This window comes from uncultured Brachyspira sp., from assembly GCF_949287625.1.
GTDB lineage: Bacteria > Spirochaetota > Brachyspiria > Brachyspirales > Brachyspiraceae > Brachyspira.
On the sequence record NZ_CASEGO010000104.1, the window covers coordinates 1 to 19,519 of the forward strand.

19 protein-coding genes are annotated in these 19,519 nt (G+C 31.3%); 16 read left to right on the forward strand and 3 right to left on the reverse strand.

Features of this window, described 5'->3' with window-relative positions; translation table 11 throughout:
- The first annotated feature begins 415 nt into the window (after positions 1-415).
- From Q1X91_RS12905 to Q1X91_RS12970, 14 genes are all read left to right on the forward strand, one after another.
- On the forward strand, positions 416-565 hold the full coding sequence (locus Q1X91_RS12905; protein WP_300758237.1) for a gamma-glutamyl-gamma-aminobutyrate hydrolase family protein: 150 nt from the start codon (positions 416-418) through the stop codon (positions 563-565).
- A 292-nt stretch (positions 566-857) separates the two neighbouring features.
- Positions 858-1,163, forward strand: coding sequence for a hypothetical protein (locus tag Q1X91_RS12910; protein ID WP_300758295.1), 306 nt, complete (start codon positions 858-860; stop codon positions 1,161-1,163).
- A 1-nt stretch (position 1,164) separates the two neighbouring features.
- Positions 1,165-1,338: a hypothetical protein gene (locus Q1X91_RS12915; RefSeq protein ID WP_300758297.1), complete on the forward strand. Its 174-nt coding sequence runs from the start codon at positions 1,165-1,167 to the stop codon at positions 1,336-1,338.
- Positions 1,339-1,518: 180 nt separating this feature from the next.
- Positions 1,519-1,908, forward strand: a complete 390-nt coding sequence (locus tag Q1X91_RS12920) for a GrdX family protein (protein ID WP_300758300.1) — start codon at positions 1,519-1,521, stop codon at positions 1,906-1,908.
- Positions 1,909-1,932: 24 nt separating this feature from the next.
- Complete coding sequence (locus tag Q1X91_RS12925) at positions 1,933-2,892, forward strand: FAD-dependent oxidoreductase (RefSeq protein ID WP_300758303.1); 960 nt, start codon at positions 1,933-1,935, stop codon at positions 2,890-2,892.
- A 337-nt stretch (positions 2,893-3,229) separates the two neighbouring features.
- Positions 3,230-4,516, forward strand: coding sequence for a glycine/sarcosine/betaine reductase component B subunit (locus Q1X91_RS12930; protein ID WP_300758306.1), 1,287 nt, complete (start codon positions 3,230-3,232; stop codon positions 4,514-4,516).
- Positions 4,517-4,570: 54 nt separating this feature from the next.
- On the forward strand, positions 4,571-5,047 hold the full coding sequence (gene grdA, locus Q1X91_RS12935) for a glycine/sarcosine/betaine reductase complex selenoprotein A (protein ID WP_300758309.1): 477 nt from the start codon (positions 4,571-4,573) through the stop codon (positions 5,045-5,047).
- Positions 5,048-5,204: 157 nt separating this feature from the next.
- Complete coding sequence (gene grdB, locus Q1X91_RS12940; protein ID WP_300758315.1) at positions 5,205-6,503, forward strand: glycine reductase complex selenoprotein B; 1,299 nt, start codon at positions 5,205-5,207, stop codon at positions 6,501-6,503.
- 138 nt (positions 6,504-6,641) lie between these two features.
- Positions 6,642-8,228: a glycine/sarcosine/betaine reductase complex component C subunit beta gene (gene grdC / locus Q1X91_RS12945; RefSeq protein WP_300758318.1), complete on the forward strand. Its 1,587-nt coding sequence runs from the start codon at positions 6,642-6,644 to the stop codon at positions 8,226-8,228.
- A gap of 11 nt (positions 8,229-8,239) precedes the next feature.
- Complete coding sequence (gene grdD, locus Q1X91_RS12950; RefSeq protein ID WP_300758321.1) at positions 8,240-9,415, forward strand: glycine/sarcosine/betaine reductase complex component C subunit alpha; 1,176 nt, start codon at positions 8,240-8,242, stop codon at positions 9,413-9,415.
- Positions 9,416-9,723: 308 nt separating this feature from the next.
- The gene (locus Q1X91_RS12955) at positions 9,724-11,139 is read left to right on the forward strand and encodes a sodium:alanine symporter family protein (RefSeq protein WP_300758324.1); all 1,416 of its coding nucleotides are present in this window, start codon (positions 9,724-9,726) and stop codon (positions 11,137-11,139) included.
- Between the two features lie 300 nt (positions 11,140-11,439).
- The gene (locus Q1X91_RS12960) at positions 11,440-12,762 is read left to right on the forward strand and encodes a glycine/sarcosine/betaine reductase component B subunit (RefSeq protein WP_300758327.1); all 1,323 of its coding nucleotides are present in this window, start codon (positions 11,440-11,442) and stop codon (positions 12,760-12,762) included.
- 11 nt (positions 12,763-12,773) lie between these two features.
- Positions 12,774-14,096, forward strand: coding sequence for a betaine reductase selenoprotein B (gene grdH / locus Q1X91_RS12965; RefSeq protein ID WP_300758330.1), 1,323 nt, complete (start codon positions 12,774-12,776; stop codon positions 14,094-14,096).
- An 89-nt stretch (positions 14,097-14,185) separates the two neighbouring features.
- The gene (locus Q1X91_RS12970; protein WP_300758333.1) at positions 14,186-15,670 is read left to right on the forward strand and encodes a BCCT family transporter; all 1,485 of its coding nucleotides are present in this window, start codon (positions 14,186-14,188) and stop codon (positions 15,668-15,670) included.
- Between the two features lie 62 nt (positions 15,671-15,732).
- Here Q1X91_RS12970 and Q1X91_RS12975 read toward each other — a convergent pair whose 3' ends face one another.
- From Q1X91_RS12975 to Q1X91_RS12985, 3 genes are read right to left on the reverse strand one after another with little or no spacing between them, the layout of a single operon-like run.
- Positions 15,733-16,500, reverse strand: a complete 768-nt coding sequence (locus Q1X91_RS12975; RefSeq protein WP_300758336.1) for an ankyrin repeat domain-containing protein — start codon at positions 16,498-16,500, stop codon at positions 15,733-15,735.
- Positions 16,501-16,530: 30 nt separating this feature from the next.
- Positions 16,531-16,893 carry a methionine-R-sulfoxide reductase gene (locus Q1X91_RS12980; RefSeq protein WP_020005462.1) on the reverse strand — a complete coding sequence of 121 codons (363 nt, stop codon included), beginning with the start codon at positions 16,891-16,893 and terminating at the stop codon, positions 16,531-16,533.
- A 33-nt stretch (positions 16,894-16,926) separates the two neighbouring features.
- Positions 16,927-17,499: a GNAT family N-acetyltransferase gene (locus tag Q1X91_RS12985; protein ID WP_300758340.1), complete on the reverse strand. Its 573-nt coding sequence runs from the start codon at positions 17,497-17,499 to the stop codon at positions 16,927-16,929.
- Between the two features lie 347 nt (positions 17,500-17,846).
- Between Q1X91_RS12985 and rpsB the strand changes: the two genes are divergently transcribed.
- Together rpsB and tsf are read left to right on the forward strand one after the other, a co-directional pair.
- The gene (gene rpsB, locus Q1X91_RS12990) at positions 17,847-18,662 is read left to right on the forward strand and encodes a 30S ribosomal protein S2 (RefSeq protein ID WP_300758342.1); all 816 of its coding nucleotides are present in this window, start codon (positions 17,847-17,849) and stop codon (positions 18,660-18,662) included.
- A gap of 45 nt (positions 18,663-18,707) precedes the next feature.
- On the forward strand, positions 18,708-19,519 hold an 812-nt coding region (gene tsf / locus Q1X91_RS12995), incomplete at its 3' end, for a translation elongation factor Ts (protein ID WP_300758345.1).

Genomic DNA, 19,519 nt, shown 5'->3' on the forward strand with positions numbered 1-19,519 from the left:
TAAAATAAAACAGTATTTTTTATAATAAAATATTTTATGATATATAAATTATTTTTAGTATATTATAACTCTTTATTTATATCAATATTCTTAAAAATAATATTTTATAATACTTAAGAGTATCATAAAATTATAAAAAATAGATAAAAAAGTATTATTTATTATATTCTTATTGTTTGAATATGAATAATATATTTATTATAATTAAGCTATATATAAAAATATTGGAGTTAATATGAAACCTATAATATGAATAAGCGGAAGTATTTTAAGTAACGATAATGACGGAGTTTTGTTGTCGGGCGGGTATGATGTTGATCCTATTTACTGGTGTGAAGAGATTCATTCCTAATTAGGCAGAATATTTCCAAGAAGAGATAATTATGAATTAAAGATAGTTAAATATGCTTTATAAATGAAGAAACCTATACTTGATATATGTATGTGCTGTCATATTATTAATATTGCTTTTGGAGGAAGTTTGTATAAGGATTTATCTCTTATAGATAATTGCTATATAAAACATTCTCAAAGTGCCAAATCTTATGAAGCTGTCATAGTATAATAACCAAAGAAGGAAGCATTATAAGATATATAGCAATAGTAGATGAAGAGTATAATGGTTAATTCTTTTCACCATTTAGCTATAAAATATTCAGGTTTTGAATCAATAGGTGCTGCGGCGGGAGGTAATGTATAATACTAAAAAGAATATACCTTTGGCTACATATGTATAGTTTTAATATTGGCAGCTATAATATATATACCTATACGGGTAAATAGTATAGGTATATTAGAGCTTTTCTTACTAGAACAAGTATTCCAGTTGCAATAGCAGCATAAAAGTTTTTAGGAAAATGGGCTGGTGCTGTGATAACAGCAGGTACTTTAATATCTATATTGGTATAAATATAGCTTCTTCATTTTTGACTCCGCGTGCTGGTGTTGCTATGTCAGATGAGCATCAGCTTCCAAGTATAATTTCAAAAAGAAATTCAAAAGATGTTCCTTATGTAGCAGTAATAATATCAGTAGTATTAACAGCTTTAGTAACATTAACAGGAAGTTTTACTACATTAGCAGCTATAAGCGTAGTATCACGTCTTGCTCAATATATACCAACATGTTTGGCAGTTTCCAGTAATGAGGAAGAAAGCCCCTAATATGGAAAGAGGTTTTGTACTTCCTTTTGGTCCAGTTATACCAATAGTTGCTACAGTTGTTAGTTTGTGGTTATTATCACAGTCAGATTTGAAAAAAATAATATTTGGTTTGGGCGGTTTGGTTATAGGAGCTATAGTATATTTTATAATGAAAATGTCAAATAAAAAATCATAAAAAATGTACTGATTACGGTATATAATCCTGTTTTTTAGTGTTTAAAAGCAGTTATATACCGTAATATTATATATAGTAATACGTTGTTTTATTTTAATATTTTTTAAAAAAATTAAATATTATTTAAATAATATCTTGACAAATATTTAAAATAATATAGCATAGACATGTAATATGAGTATGAGTGTTAATAAAAAAAATATTTTAATAACAAATAATCCCAGATTTAAAGAGGTGAATAGCTCTAACATACAGATTTTTTATTTGCCAGATTTAGATTTTATGGGAATACTTTATAAGGCTAGAGATTACATACATTTGTGCTATAAACTCTTAACTCACCCAATAGTAAGCAGTATAAAGCCTTATGAGACTCCATATAAAAGTATAGCTCTTTCCGATAATAATGGCGTTCTTGATTTGGAGTCATTAGAACTAATAGAGAATTCTATAGCATTGACTAAGAATTTTTTAGATAAGCCTAGAAGAAAACTTACTGAATCTATAGACGAGGACTTTAAGTTGATAGATTATAAACTTGTTGTCGGAGCTATAGAGAGTATTTTATAATAGGAATTTGTAAGGAGATTATAGATGAGTAATTTATATGATTGTATTATAATAGGCGGCGGTCCATCTGGTTTGGCTGCTGGTATATATTCTGCCAGAGCTAGATTAAAAACAGTTCTTTTTGAAAAAGGAAGTTTCGGCGGTCAAATTAGTATAACTGATGAAATAGCTAACTATCCAGGTTTTTATGAAGAGTCAGAAGAGGGAAGACATCCTAAACATCTCATTAATAAAATGATAGAACAGGCTAAAAAATTCGGTGCTGAAATAGAACATAAAGAAGTTACAGATGTTAAGTTGGATGGAAAAATTAAAGAAGTAACATTATCTGACGGAACTGTTTATCAATCTAAAGTAGTTATAATAGCTACAGGTGCTCAGCCTAGAAAATTGGGTTGTAAAGGTGAAGTGGAGTACACAGGTAAAGGAGTTTCTTACTGTGCTACTTGTGATGCTAATTTCTTTGAAGGTATGGAAGTTTTCTGCGTTGGAGGAGGCGATACAGCTGTAGAAGAAGCTATGTATTTGTCTAAATTTGCTAGAAAAGTAACACTTATAGTAAGAAAAGATTATGTACGCTGTGCTAATTCTATCGAAGAAAAAGCTAAAGCAAATCCAAAAATTGAAATAAAATTTAGAACAGAACTTTTAGAACTTAAAGGTGATGGAATAGTTGAATCTGCTGTATTCTTAAATAATGAAACAGGCGAAAAATATGAATATAAAGCAGATGAAGAAGATGGAACATTCGGCGTATTTATCTTTGTTGGTTATGTTCCTTTAACAAAATTGTTTGAAGGTAAAGTAGCTATGCAGGACGGATATATTCTTACAGATGAAGAGATGAAAACAAATGTTGAGGGTGTATTTGCCTGTGGCGATTTAAGACCAAAAATGTTAAAACAGGTTATTACAGCTACAGCAGACGGAGCAATAGCAGCTATTTCAGCAAATAAATATATAGAAGAAAAATTTACTGAATAAAATTTAAAAAAATAGTAAAAAATGTTGACAATAATAAAAAAAATTGTTATATTATATAGTGTAAATAAAAATATTAAAAAGGATATATGTTAATGAGATTTAATAGCTGAGTAAATAATTTATCTTGCGGTGCAATGAATAATGTATTCTATAATTCTATTGTTGAATTATATGGTTTGCAAACAGTAAATTTCTCAGGGATTAAATTTTATGCATGTTCTTTATTGTGTGATTTCAAGAGCGGAATATATTTTATAAAAAAGTATATTTTGCTCTTTTTTTGTTGATATAATTATATGTACATATTTTATATAAAAAATAAAAAAAAGGAGACTATATGAAGTTAGAGATAGGCGAGATTTATATTAAAGATATAAAACTTGACAAAATTTCAAAAGTCGAGAATGGTGTACTCTATGTAAATGTAGACGAGGTTACAAAAATAGTACTTGAAGATGACAAGTTAAAAAGTGTAACAGTTGATGTGGCTCATCCTGGAGAATCAGTACGTATTACTCCAGTAAAAGATGTAATTGAACCTAGAGTAAAAGTTGACGGAAGAGGCGGTGTATTCCCAGGTATGATATCTAAAGTAGATACAGTTGGAGAAGGTAAAACTCATGTATTAAAAGGTGCAGCTGTAGTTACTTGCGGTAAAATAGTTGGTTTCCAAGAAGGTATTATTGATATGACAGGACCTGGAGCTGATTATACACCATTCTCTAAACTTAATAATTTATGTTTGCTTATAGAGCCAATAGAGCCTATAGAAAAACATGATTATGAAGCTGCAGTAAGAGGAGCAGGTTTAAGAGTAGCTGCTTATTTAGGAAAATTAGCTAAAGATTTAAAACCTGATAATACTTACAGTTATGAGACTAAACCTATATTTGAACAAGCAGCAATGTACCCTAATTTACCAAAAGTAGGATATATATATATGCTTCAAACACAAGGTTTGTTACATGATACTTATGTTTATGGTGTAGATGCTAAAAAAATAGTTCCAACATTTATTTATCCAACAGAAGTAATGGATGGTGCTATAGTAAGCGGTAACTGTGTATCAGCTTGTGATAAAAATACAACTTATCACCATTTGAATAACCCAGTAATCAGAGCTTTATATGAAAAACATGGTAAAGATATTAACTTTATGGGTGTTATAATAACAAATGAAAATGTATTCTTAGCTGATAAAATGCGTTCATCAGATTGGTCATCAAAATTAGCTAAATACTTTGGATTAGATGCCGTAATCATTTCAGAAGAAGGATTTGGTAACCCAGATGCTGACTTGATAATGAACTGTAAAAAAGCAGAAGCATTCGGTATTAAAACTTGTATCATAACAGATGAATATGCTGGAAGAGACGGAGCATCACAATCTTTGGCAGATTCAGATGTATCAGCAAATGCTGTAGTAACAGCAGGTAATGCTAATGTAGTTATTAATTTACCAAAAATGGATAAAGTAATAGGTATGTTAGATTATACAGATAAAATAGCAGGCGGATTTGACGGATCATTAAAACCAGATGGTTCTATTGAGGCAGAAATACAAGTTGTCACAGGTGCTACAAATGAATTAGGTTTTAATAAATTTAGTGCTACAGGACTATAAGTTTTGTAATGCTGATTTTTTAAAATATAAACAAAATTTTTTAGGAGGAAAGCCATGAGTATTTTAAATGGTAAAAAAGTAATTATCATTGGCGATAGAGACGGCATTCCTGGAGAAGCTATCAAAGCATGCGTTGAAACAGTAAATGACGCAGAAGTTTTGTTTGCTGCTACGGAGTGTTTTGTTTGAACAGCCGCAGGAGCGATGGATTTAGAGAATCAAAAGAGAATTAAAGAATTTACAGAAAAATTTGGAGGAGAAAATATAGTAGTATTATTTGGTGCTGCAGAAGCAGAAGCTACAGGTTTAGCAGCTGAAACAGTAATGATAGGCGACCCTACTTATGCTGGTGCTTTAGCTGGAGTAGAATTAGGCTTAGCAGCTTACCATGCCGTAGAACCAGAATTCAAAGAAGCAGTAGATCCTGCTGTTTATGATGAACAGGTTGGTATGGCAGAAATGACATTAAATGTAGATGAAATCATCGCAGAAATTAAAAAAATGCGTGATGAAAACTGCAAATATTTATAATAATATACTATATAAACTTATAATTTTTTGATAAAATAAAAATTCTCTAAAAAAATAAAAATCCATTGTAATTAAAACCAGTTTGGTTTTTAAAAAATCGGCAGCCTTATATTTAGTATTTGGTTGCCTTATTATATTAAAAAATTAGGAGGCTTAAATGCCACAATATAAAATAGTTCATTATATTAATCAGTTCTTCGCTAATATCGGCGGAGAGGAAAAGGCTGATATAGCTCCAGAAAAAAGAGACGGAGTTGTAGGTCCAGGTGCAGGATTACAAGGCGAATTGAAAAAAGCAGGTATTGATGCTGAAATAGTTGCTACTGTTATATGCGGTGACTCTTATTTCAATGAAAACCTAGATAAAGCTAAAGCTGAAGTATTAGAAATGATAAAAAGCTATAGCCCAGATTTAGTTATTGCTGGTCCTGCTTTCAATGCAGGACGTTATGGTACAGCTTGCGGTACTGTTTCTAAAATGGTACAAGACGAGTTAAAAATCCCAGCTGTTACTGGTATGTATGTTGAAAATCCAGGTGCAGATATGTTTAAGAAAGATGTTTATATCGTTTCTACTAAAGATTCTGCTGCAGGTATGAGAGATGCTTTGCCAGTTATAGCTAAATTAGCTTCTAAACTTCTTAAAAAAGAAGAAATCGGAACTCCAGATGCTGAAGGCTATATTCCAAGAGGAATACGTAAAGCATTATTCAGAGATAAAATCGGTGCTGAAAGAGCTGTTGATATGCTTATACAAAAACTTAAAGGTGAAGCATTTACTACAGAATATCCAATGCCGGACTTTGACAGAGTAACTCCTGGTGAAGCTGTTAAAGATATTACTAAAGCTAAAATAGCATTAGTAACAAGTGGTGGTATAGTACCATCAGGAAATCCAGACCATATAGAATCTTCTTCTGCTTCTAAATATGGAAGATATTCTATAGATGATATGGCGGAAACTGCACACGGCGGTTATGACCCTACTTATGCTAACCAAGATCCTAACAGAGTATTACCTGTTGATGTATTAAAAGAGATACAAAAAGAAGGAAAAATAGGAGAGCTTTATCCTTATTACTATACTACAGTTGGTAATGGTACTTCAGTTAAAAATTCTAAAGCGTTTGCCACTGAATTTGCTCAGACTTTAGTTAAAGATGGAGTTCAGGCTGTTATATTAACATCAACCTGAGGAACTTGTACTCGTTGCGGTGCAACGATGGTTAAAGCAATAGAAGCTACTGGAATACCTGTAGTTCATATTTGTACTATTGTTCCTATATCTTTAACAGTTGGTGCTAACAGAATAGTTCCGGCAGTTGCTATACCTCATCCATTAGGCGATCCTAATATGTCTAAAGAAGATGAGAAAAAATTAAGACGTGCATTGGTTGAGAAAGCATTAAAAGCTTTAACAACTCCTGTAGATACACAAACAGTTTTTGAAGATTAATTTGAAAATTTAAAATATTTATATATACTATTATATATAAATAAAGAAATAAAGGGGGAGTACAAATATTTAATTATACTTGTATGTCCCCCATTATTTCATTTACTAAATAAAAAATAAATATTGGAGATTTAAAAGATGAGTTATGCTGTATTAAAAGCCGCTGCTTATGCCATAGTACATGCACCTGATATGGTTGTAAATAATGGTACTACGCAAACAGTAGAAAGAGAAGTTAATCCTGATTCGGACTACTTGAAAAAAATTAAAGAACATCTTAGACCTTTTGAAGATGTTGTTAATTATGCACCTAACCAAACTTATATTGGTAATCTTCACCCTGAAGAATTGAAAAAACTTGCATCTCAAGTTTCTGAAGAAGTTAAAAAAGCTGGGGGAAGCTGGATAGGTGTACCTTGCAAAGGTGAGAGAAACGGTAAATTCGGTGAAATTTTTGCTGAAGATGAATTCATCTTTATGATGAAAATATCTGATGTATTTGAATTGGTATATTTAGAAGCTGAATTTGAGAAAAAAATGAAAGATGCTTATATTGCTTCAGAATCTAAATATAAAACAGAAGAAGAAATTAATAAAGATTTAGCTCAGGTAAAATGTGAGACTAAAATTGATGAAATAGAAAGATTGATAAAAGAAGAACATGCTGAAGGTTTATATTTCAATGAAAAATTGGTAGGCTGTATTAAAAGAGCACATGATGTTGATATTAACTTAAGTGCACATGTTATTTTCGAAAATTTAGCTGTTAAAGCTTCTGGTATTATGGCTTTAAAAGAACTTATCAGAAAGAAAAATATCGATCCTAAAACAATCGATTTAGTTATTGAATGTTCTGAAGAGGCCTGCGGTGATATGAACCAAAGAGGAGGCGGTAACTTTGCTAAAAGTATAGCCGAAGTTGCTGGAATACCTAATACTACAGGTTTTGATATTAGAGGATTCTGTGCTGCTCCTTCACATGCTTTAGTAACTGCTGCTTCTTTAGTAAAAGCTGGTTCTTATAAAAATGTAGTAATAGTTGCAGGAGGTGCTACTGCTAAATTGGGTATGAATGGTAAAAGCCATGTAACTAAAAATCTTCCTATTATTGAAGATATATTAGGTGCTTTTGCTGTACTTATCAGTGAGAATGACGGAGTACACCCAGTAATAAGAACAGACGTACTTGGAAGACACACTGTTGCTACAGGATCTGCTCCTCAGGCTGTTATGACATCTTTGATAGTAAATCCGTTAGAAAAAGCAAACTTAAAAGTTACAGATATAGATAAATATACTGTAGAAATGCAAAACCCTGATGTAACTAAACCTGCAGGTGCTGGTGATGTTCCAGAAGCTAATTATAAAATGATAGCTGCTATTGGTGTTAAAAAAGGTGATATAGAAAGAAGCCAAATAGCTGAATTTGTTGATAAACATGGTATGTCTGGTTGGGCACCAACTCAAGGTCATATACCATCTGGAGTACCTTATTTGGGTTATGCTATTGAAGATATTATGTCTGGAAAAATTAATCGTGTAATGCTTATAGGTAAAGGTTCATTATTCTTAGGAAGAATGACTAATCTTTTTGATGGTATATCTGTTATTATCGAAAAAAACAGCGGTGATAAAGGTACAAGCGAAGGTGTTTCAAAAGAAGAAGTTAATAAACTTATTGCTAATGCTATGAGAGATTTCGCTAAAAGTATGTTAGGTGAGTAAGGAGGTATTATATGAGTGATGCTTCTAATTCAGCTATAAAATCTATGATAGGTGAAACTTTCCTTTCACTTGCTAATGCTTTAGAAACAGGACAATTCGGAAAAAAAGTACGTGTTGGTATTACAAATAGAGGTTCTGAGCATGGTGCTGAGGCAGTATCTCTTGGCGGTGTAATAGCTATGAGCAGAAATAAAAATGTTGAAGTTGTTTTAATTGGTGAAAAAAATTCTACCGGACTTCAAACAATAGAAACTGACTGCGATGAAAAAGCTCATAAAATAATGGAAGAAATGCTTTCTAAAGGAGAATTGGATGCTTGTGTTACTATGCATTATCCTTTCCCTATAGGAGTATCTACTGTGGGAAGAGTTATATCTCAAGCTAATGGAAAAGAAACATATATAGCTACTACTACAGGTACTTCTGCTACTGTCAGAGATCAGGCTATGTTTAAAAATGCTATTTACGGAATAATAACAGCAAAAGCATGCGGTATCAAAGAACCAACAGTTGGTATATTAAATATTGATTCTGCACGTACTGTAGAGAGAGCTTTGAAAGAATTGGCTTCTAATGGTTATAATATTAAATTTGGAGCTTCTAACCGTGCTGACGGCGGTGCAGTTTTGAGAGGAAATGACCTTATAACTGGTGCTGTTGATGTTGTTGTATGCGATTCTCTTACTGGAAACATACTTATAAAAATGTTCTCTTCATTTAATAGCGGCGGAAGTTATGAAGCTATAGGATATGGTTATGGTCCTGGTATAGGATTCGGATTTAAAACTCCTATATTCATTATTTCAAGAGCTTCTGGTTCTAATGTTATTGCTGGTGCTATTGAATATGCTTATCAATGTATAAGCGGTAATTTAATAGATGTTATGAATAAAGAAGAAGAAGAAATAAAAAAATATGGTTTTGATGCTATTTTAGATAGTTTAAAACCTAAAGCAAATGCTTCTTCAGGCGGAGAAAAAGCTAAACCTTCTGTAGCTAAAGAAGTTGTAACTGCTCAAATTCCAGGTGTTGAAGTTATGGATTTGGATGCAGCTGTTGATTTGGTTATGGAAAATGGTATATATGCTGAGTCTGGTATGGGCTGTACCGGACCTATTATATTAGTAAGTGATAAGAATAAAGAGAATGCAGAAAATATTTTGAGAAAAGGCGGATTTATATCTTAGGTTAAGATTATCTGCTGTAAAGACTAATAACGATTATAGTAACTTTTTTTACTAAACTTTGTAAATTATGGAAACATTAGATATAAAAAATAATATCTAGTGTTTCCATTTTTTATATTCATTAAAATATTAAAATCATAGGGAGTTTATTATGCGTTTAGTTTATTTTATTACTTATACTACATAGATTTTTATTAGTAATTACTGATTAAATCTAATTAGTATAAGTTTTTACCAATTCATTATATATAAAAAGATATAATGAAAGTTTTATTATTGTCAAATTAAAAAAAAAAGAGGAGAAAATTATGACATTTGAACAATTTAATGATCAATTATTAGTAATAGTTAATAAGGTTGCTGGCTTCTTATGGGATCCTTTACTAATTATATTACTAGTAGGTACAGGTCTATTTCTTACTTTTAGATTGAAATTTGTTCAGGTAAGAGAATTTATTTATAGTGTTAAACGCAGTTTCAAAAAGTCGGAAAAAAAATCAGGCGGTACAGAAGATGGAAAAATCAGTTCTTTTCAATCATTGGCCACTTCTATAGCAGGTCAGGTTGGTACTGGAAACTTAACAGGTACAGCTACAGCTTTATTAGCAGGAGGTCCTGGAGCTGTATTTTGGTTGTGGGTATCTTCATTCTTAGGTATGGCTACTATATTTGCTGAAGCTAGTTTGGCTATACGTTTTAGAGAAAAAACGCCTGAAGGCAAATGGATAGGCGGTCCTTCATATTATTTGAAGCAGGCATTCAAAAATAGTTTCGGTAAATTTTTAGCAGGACTATTTTCTATATTGATAATACTTGCTTTAGGATTTATGGGTAATATGGTTCAGTCAAACTCTATAGGCGTTGCTTTTAATAATGCTTTTGGAGCTCCTACTTTTGCTGTTGGTATAGTAGTAGCTTTACTTTCAGGATTTATATTCTTGGGCGGTATAGGAAGAATAGCTAAAACTACAGAGAAAATTGTACCTATAATGGGTATATTGTATATACTTGGAGCGGTTGCTTTCTTAGTTGTTAATGCAGGCAAAATTCCTGAAGCTTTCAGAATGATATTTGTAGGTGCTTTTAATCCTGAGGCTGTAGTAGGAGGTACTATAGGTATCGCTGTAATGAATGCTGTACGTTTAGGTATTGCAAGAGGTTTATTCTCTAATGAGGCTGGTATGGGTTCTACTCCTCATGCACATGCTTTGGCTGATGTTGAGCATCCATGCGAACAAGGTGCTGTTGCCATAATGGGTGTATTTACTGTATTTTTAATAGTAACTTTAACTGCTTTAGTAATGCTTACTTCTGGAGTTTTGGATCAAGTATATAACAGTAATGTAACTCAATCTACTATTCCTGAAAATCTTAAAGGCATAGGTTTGGCACAGGAATCTTTCAAAACTTTATTTGGGGATATAGGTGTTAAATTTGTGGCAGTATCTTTGTTCTTCTTTGCTTTCTCTACAATCATTGCTTGGTATTTCTTTGGCGAACAAAATATAAGATATTTATTTGGTGAAAAAGCTGTAAGGGTATATTCTTTACTTGCTATAATATTTATATTCATAGGTTCTACTTTAAAAGTTGATTTAGTATGGTCTTTAGCTGACTGTTTTAATGCTATGATGGTTATTCCTAACATTATAGGTGTATTAGCTTTAAGCGGTACTGTCTCTGTTTTATATAATGAGTATCAAAAATTCAAAAAAGATAAATAATAAAATTTAATATTTTAGAGGACTTATATATATTTATATAAGTCCTATTTTTTTATGAAATATATTCATCAAATATAAATTTAATAATAAAACTGTTTTTATGATGAATAATAAATAATAAAGATTATTAAAAAATTAGCTATAAAAAATAGTTTTGAAACAAGAATATTGACAAAATATATATTTTGAATATAATATAAAACGCATCGCATCGCATCGCATAATATTTTAAATTATTTAATTTCATTAAGCAAATTATCCTATTTTCATTTCTTATAAATTAGTAAAAAGGAGAGAATTATGGAATTACATATTGGAAATTTTTATGTAAAAGACATCAAATTTGGCGATAAGACCAAGTTTGAAAACTCTGCTTTAACAATCAATAAAGAGGAGGCTTTAAGTATTGTTAAAGAAGACAATCATATTACTGAGGCAGATATTATTATTGTTAAGCCTGGTGATATGGTTAGAATAGTTCCTGTTAAGGAAGCAATAGAGCCAAGATGCCGTTTAGACGGTAAAACTATTTTTCCGGGGGTTTTAGGTCCTATGTACAGAGCAGGTGACGGAGTTATGCATGCTCTTAAAAACTGCAGTGTATTGGCGGTAGGAAAACATTGGGGCGGATTCCAAGACGGATTAATAGATATGGGAGGAGAAGGTGCTAAATATACATATTATTCGAGTCTTTTAAATGTATGTTTGGTTGCTGATACCGATGAAGAGTTTGAAAAAAGAGAACAGCAAAAGAAAAACAAAGCACTTCGCTGGGCTGGTATGAGACTTGCTGAATATTTAGGAAATTGTGTAAAAGAACAAAAACCTGAAGAGGTAGAAACTTATTCTCTTCCAAGTATAACAGACGCTTCAAGAGATGCTAAATTACCTAAAGTAGCTTTAGTACTTCAGGCACAATCTCAGATGGAAAACGACGGATATAATGATTTAGTTTATGGCTGGGATACAAACAGAATGCTTCCAACTTTAATGCATCCTAATGAAATATTAGGCGGAGCTGTTATATCAGGTTCATTTATGCCTTGTTCTTCTAAATGGTCAACTTATGATTTTCAGAATTTCCCAATGATTAAAAAATTATTTTCAGAACATGGAAAAACTATTAATTTTTTAGGAGTTATTTTTTCTAATCTTAATGTTGCTTTAGACCAAAAAGAGAGAGCTGCATTATTCGTAGCACAAATAGCTAATAATATAGGGGCTGATGCTGCTATAGTAGCTGAAGAAGGATACGGTAACCCAGATGCCGACTTTATTGCATGTATAGTTGCTTTAGAAGATGCTAAAGTAAAAACTGTTGGTTTGACTAATGAATGTACTGGAAGAGACGGAGCTTCTCAGCCATTAGTAACATTAGATGAAAAAGCAGATGCTATAGTATCATGCGGAAATGTATCTGAGATGATAGATCTTCCTCCTATGCCTACAGTTATAGGAGAATTGGAATCATTGGCAAGAGACGGATTGTCAGGCGGATGGAGCAACGATGCCGTGTTAGGTCCTTCAGTTAGAGAAGATGGTTCTATTATTATGGAAAATAATGCTATGTTCTGCGGTGATATGGTTGTAGGCTGGTCTGCAAAAACTATGGCAGAGTTTTAAGGAGCTTAAAAATGAAAAAAGGTATTTTATATATAAATCAATTTTTTGCCGGAGTAGGCGGAGAAGATATGGCTGATTACAAGCCTGAAATCAAATCTGAATTAGTAGGACCTGCTATGGCATTTTCTAAGCATCTTAAAGGAGAGGTAGAAATTACTCATACTATTATATGCGGAGATAATTTCATTGGAAGTAATCCAGATGAGGCTTTGAATATTATAATCGGATTTTTAAAAGATAAAGAGTTTGATATATTCTTTGCAGGTCCGGCTTTCAGAGCAGGACGTTATGGTGTTGCATGCGGTAAAGTGTGTAAGGCTGTAAAAGAACAATTCAAAGTTCCTGTAATCACTTCTATGAATGATGAAAATCCTGGCGTTGATATGTTCAAAAAAGATATGTACATATTTAAAGGCGGTGCTTCTTCTGCTGCTATGCCTAAAGATACTTTAGCTATGAGTAAGTTTGCAATTAAACTTTTAAAAGGTGAAGAAACTTTACCTGCTTCAGAAGAGGGATATTTCGGAAGAGGTATTAGAAAACAAATTTGGACAAAAGATAAAGTTCCAGCTACTGAAAGAGTTATGGATATGCTTCTTAAAAAGATTAAAGGAGAGGCATTTACTTCTGAACTTATTATACCTAAAAAAGAATTAGTACCTATAGCAAAAGCTGTAACAAAAGAAGAATTAAAGAAATTGGAAGTAGCTATAGTAACAAGCGGAGGTATAGTTCCAGTAGGAAACCCAGACAGAATACAGTCTGCATCTGCCACTAAATGGGGTAAATATGATATATCTAATTTAGATGATTTGGTAGAAGGCGAGTATATGACTATACATGCTGGTTTTGACCCTGCTGCTGCTAATGAAGACCCAGACAGAATAGTTCCGCTTGATGTTTTAAGAGCTTATCAGAAAGAAGGAAAAATAGGAGGAGTATATAAATATTTCTATTCTACAGTTGGTACTGGTACTACTCAGGCCGAAGCTGCACGTATGGGAAGAGAAATTGCTGATGAATTAGTGGAAGCTGGAATAAAAGTTGCTTTACTTGTTTCTACTTGAGGAACTTGTACTCGTTGCGGTGCAACGATGACAAAAGAAATAGAAAAAGCTGGAATAACTATAGTTCAGATTGCCAACTTGATACCTGTTGCAAAAAGTGTTGGTGCTAACAGAATGGTTCCTGCTATATCTATACCATATCCTTTGGGAGATCCTGCCACTACTAAAGAAGAACAATGGGCTTTACGTTATCATAGAGTTGGTGTTGCTCTTGATGCTTTATGTACAGATATAAAAGAACAAACTGTATTTGAAGTAAAAATATAATTTTTAAATAAATTTCATTAATCATATGCAGTGCATTAATAATTATATTGATGTACTGCATTCAAAAAAATCATTAGGAAGGTATATTTATGAGCGACAAGAAACAAATTAATTATACTTTTATAATTTCTATTATAGTTACTTTATTAGTTGTTATATGGGGTATTGCTTCTCCAAAAACTTTTGAAACAGTTGCAAATACTATGTTTGGTTTTTTAGTAGATAAATTCGGCTGGTTCTATACTATTACAATGATGAGTTTTGTAGTTTTTGCCGTATGGATAGGTTTTTTCAGCAAATATAAAAATGTAAGATTAGGTGCTCAGGATTCTAAACCTGAATATAGTTTTTTAACATGGTTTGCTATGTTATTTTCTGCTGGTATGGGGATAGGATTAGTATTTTGGGGAGCAGCTGAACCTATGAATTATTTTGTAGCACCTTTGGGAGCTGAACCAGGAACTCCTGAAGCAGCACAATTTGCTATGCAGAAATCTTTTTTGCATTGGGGATTTCATCCTTGGGCTAATTATGCCATTTTAGCTTTGGCATTAGCTTTAATGCAGTTTAAATATAATAAACCCGGAATGGTAAGCAGTGTATTTATTCCTCTTATAGGAGAGAAAAGAGTAAACGGACCTATTGGAAAAATTATAGATATATTTTCAATATTTGCTACTGTTGCAGGTATTGCTACTTCTTTAGGTCTTGGTACTTATCAAATTAACAGCGGTTTGAAATTCTTATTTAATGTTCCAGAAACAGTTTCTGTACAGTTAAGTATAGTTATAATAATTACCATAATATATATTTTTTCTACAGTTACAGGATTAGACAGCGGTATTAAGCATTTATCTAATATTAATGTTTATATATTTACTTTTGTTATTATAGCTTGTTTTTTAATAGGTCCTAGTATTAAAATATTGGATACTATGATAGAAGCTACTGGAGATTATTTACAGACATTTATAGGAAGCAGTTTAGAAACTGGGGCTTTCTTTAATAAAAAATGGTATGGTTCTTGGACTATATTTTATTTTGCTTGGTTTATAGCTTGGGCACCTTTTGTAGGTACTTTTATAGCACGTATATCAAAAGGACGTACTATAAAAGAGTTTATTATTGGTGTATTAATAGCTCCTTCTTTGGCTTCTTTTATATGGTTTGTTATAGCTGGTACCATGGGTATAGAGCAGGGATTAGAATTTGCTAAAGAGGCTATAAAATCTACTCCTACTACATTATTCAGCGTATTGAGCAATTATACATTCGGAAACATTATTTCTATGATATGTGTTTGTCTGCTTGTAACTTTCTTTGTTACTTCTGCTAATTCTTCTACATTTGTATTAGCTATGTTTAGTTCTAATGGGGATTTGAATCCTACAGGTCCTAAAAAGATTTTATGGGGTGTATTACAGTCTGGATTAACTTTGGCTTTAATGATAGGCACATCTAACGGACTTCAAATGCTTCAAACTGCTTCCATAGCGGTGGCATTCCCATTTGCATTTATTATGATATTTGCTATGATATCAATAGTAAAGGTTTTGGAAAAAGATTATGTTTAATTAATATATTTTATAGATAATATAATAAAATAGGAGAGAGTTTATTTTTTATAAGCTCTCTTTTATTTTATATATTCCTTTAATATTTTTACGCATTCTTTATTATTAAGCATTTCAGCCCACATTAATGCAGTTGTTCCGTAATTATCTTTTTCGTATAAATCGCTTCCATTTTCTAATAACAGTTTTAATACGTCAATACTATTACATTCTGCAGCAAGCATTAAACAGTTATTTCCATCGCTGTTTTTTGCATTTATGTCTGCACCGTTTTTTATCAAAACTTTCATATTATCATACAAATTGTTATAAGCAGCCCACATAGCACAGCTGCTTTTATCTTCGTCCATTTCATTAACATCTGCTCCATTATCCATTAATAGCTGTATAATTTCTGGATTATCTTTTTTTGCTGCCCATATAATAGGTTTTTCTCCGTATGTATTTTTTATATTTATATCAGCATTATTTTCTAATAATATTTTAACAGCATCTATTTTTCCGTTTCCAGATGCCCACATAATAGGTGTTATGCCTTTTTTGTCTTGTATATTTATATCAGCATTATTTTCTATGAGTATATTAACTATATCTATTTTATCATTTTCTATAGCAAACATTATAGCCGATTTACCGTTAATATCTTTTTCATTGATATTAATTCCATTTTCTATTAATTGTTTTACAATATCATTAAATCCGAAATAACATGATAACATTAAAGCATTAGTATCTTTATAAAATACTGCATTATTTATATTTAATGTTTCGTTAATTGAGTTATTTATATCAAGGCTTTTTATTAAATTTATAATATTTTCATTTTCCATAATAATATCCTAAATAATACTAGTATAATTTTATTTTTTAGGTTTAAATATTAATGATATAGAGTTTACACAATGTCTTGTATTTTTTTTAGTAAGATGTTCACCTTGAAACACATGTCCTAAATGTCCGCCGCAATTACTGCAGGTTATCTCTATTCTGTATCCGTCTTCATCTAATGATCTTCTTACAGCTCCTTTTATCTCATCATCAAAACTAGGCCAGCCGCAATGTGATTTGAATTTATCTTCTGAACGGTATAATTCAGCACCGCATTGTTTGCAGCAGTACACACCTTCTTCAAAAAAGTCATTATATTTTCCTGTAAACGGATATTCAGTGCCTTTAAAAATTATTACATTTTTTTCTTCTTGTGTTAGCTCTCTTTTTTCCATATTATATTTTACCTCATTTTATATTTATTTAAATTATAAGAAATTGTTTATAATAGTTGCTAATTTTTCATTTGAAATATCTTTTATATTGATAATATCTTTAGGTTTATCAAGGCTTTTAGAGATTTCTTTTTCAAATAGTCCTACATTATACCAATTATCATTTTTATATCCTACATTATGATAAGTACCTATAAGATTAAATCCTAAAGAATAATGAAGTTTTTCGCTTTTTTCATTAGGCAATGTAACTTTAGAATATACATTTCTTATTCCCTGATATTTAAGAATTTCTATAATTATAAAGCATAATTTTCTGCCTATGCCTTTAGAAGTGCTTGAATTATCTATATATACAGAAAGCTCAGTATTCCAGTTATACGCTTCTCTTTCCATAAACTTATTAGCATAAGCATATCCTATTATTTTACCTCTTTCATCTTCGCATACTAAATACGGATATTTATTAGTTATATTTTCTATTCTTTTTTTGAAATCTTCTTCAGTTGGGAGTTTATACTCAAAAGTAATAGGTGTTTCAATATACTGAGAGTATATTTTTAGTATTGATAAAGTGTCTTCTATAGTAGCCAGTCTTATTTTCATTTTATTTCTTTTTTAATTTATTTTAAGTTATTGTGTTATTATATATTTAATTGTATTTTTTGGAATATCAGTTAACTTTTTATTATAAAATATTTGGTTATAAAATCATTGACTTTTTTTTATAGTATGATATTATATATCGAACCGATTATATTGGTAAACTTTTCCATAATAGCAAAACGCTCTTAAATTATTAATTATTTTAATAATTAGAAAAGACGTTGTTACTTTAATTTTAAGTAATCAAAGCATTATGATTTTTTGTAATACTAATGTTTTTATAATGTATGAAATTTATGGATAGGGTGCCGTAGTCGGTACTCTATTTTATTTTAAAGGATATGATTATGTCATTACCAGTTATGAAAGACCTTTTAGAGGCAGGCGTACATTTCGGACACCCAACTAGAAAATGGGACCCTAGAATGAAACCATTTATTTTCCAAGAGAGAAATGATATCTATATCATTGACCTTATGAAAACTTTAACTTATGTTAAAAAAGCATATGATGCAGTTAAAGAAATGGCTAGAAACGGCGGAAATGTTCTTTTTGTAGGTACTAAAAAACAAGCTTCACAAAGCATAAAAGAAGCTGCTGAAAAATGCGATATGTACTATGTTAATAACAGATGGCTTGGCGGTATGCTTACAAACTTCGCTACTATCAAAAAAAGTATTGCCAGACTTAAAAGAATAGAAAAAGAAGAAGTTGACGGTACATTCGATAAACTTCCTAAAAAAGAGGTTATTTTACTTCTTAAAGAAAAAGAAAGATTAGAAAAAAACTTTGCTGGTATTAAAGATATGGAAAACTTACCAGACATGCTTTTCGTAATAGATCCTATGCAGGAGGCTATTGCTGTAAGCGAAGCTAGAAAATTGGGAATACCTGTAGTTGCTGTAGTAGACACTAACTGTAACCCAGAAGTAATTGATCACCCGATACCTGGCAACGATGATGCTATCAGAGCTATAAGTTTATTTGCTGGCGTTGTTGCTTCTGCTGTTATAGAAGGACAAAATGAAGCAGGTAAAGAAACATTAGCTAAACATGAATCTTCAAGCGAAGTACCAGAAGAAGAAGTTTATGACAATAGTGCTACTGAAGCAGCTGAAGCTATTGCTGAACAATATGGTGTTTCTCAGGAAGATGATGAGTAATTAAATACTAAAAATAATAAATTAAATATATAAGGATAATTTTCAATGGCAAATATTAATATGGATATTATTAAGGAGCTTAGAGAACGTACAGGCGTAGGTATTATGGACTGTAAAAAAGCTCTTCAAGAGACTGACGGTGATATGGATAAGGCTATTCGCCTTCTTAAAGAAAAAGGTGCGGCTGTTGCTGCTAAAAAAAATGAACGTACAGTTAAAGAAGGTTCTATAGGTTTTTGTGTTAATGATGATAAAAACAAACTTGCATGCATAGAACTTCAATGCGAAACTGATTTTGTTGCTAAAAATGAATTATTCATCAATTTAGCTAAAGAAATAGCTAATACTGCTATGGGATTTGATGATGTATCAGTAGATTCTCTTCTAAATGCTAAAGGTTCTAACGGCGACACTATTCAGGGTATGATAAATGAAGGTATACAGAAATGGGGAGAAAAAACAGTACTTGCAGAAGCTAAAGTTATGAAAACTGACGGTTTCTTTGGTACTTATTGTCACTTCAATAATAAACTTGTTGCTATAGTAGAATTTGATGTTAAACCAAAAGGTAGATGTATAGAAATAGCAGATCAAATAGCTATGCATGTTGCTAGTGAAAAACCTTTAGCTTTGAATAGGGAAGGAATAGACCCTAATGCTGTTAAAGAGCAAAAAGAAATATTTGAAAAACAAGTTAGAGATGCTGGAAAACCTGAAAACATGATAGAAAAAATCGTTGATGGTAAAATGAGTTCTTGGTATTCTGAAAGCGTTCTTATAGACCAAAAATTGTTTACTGACAACAAAATCTCTATCAAAAGTTTGATAGATGAAATCTCTAAAGAAGCAGGTTCTGA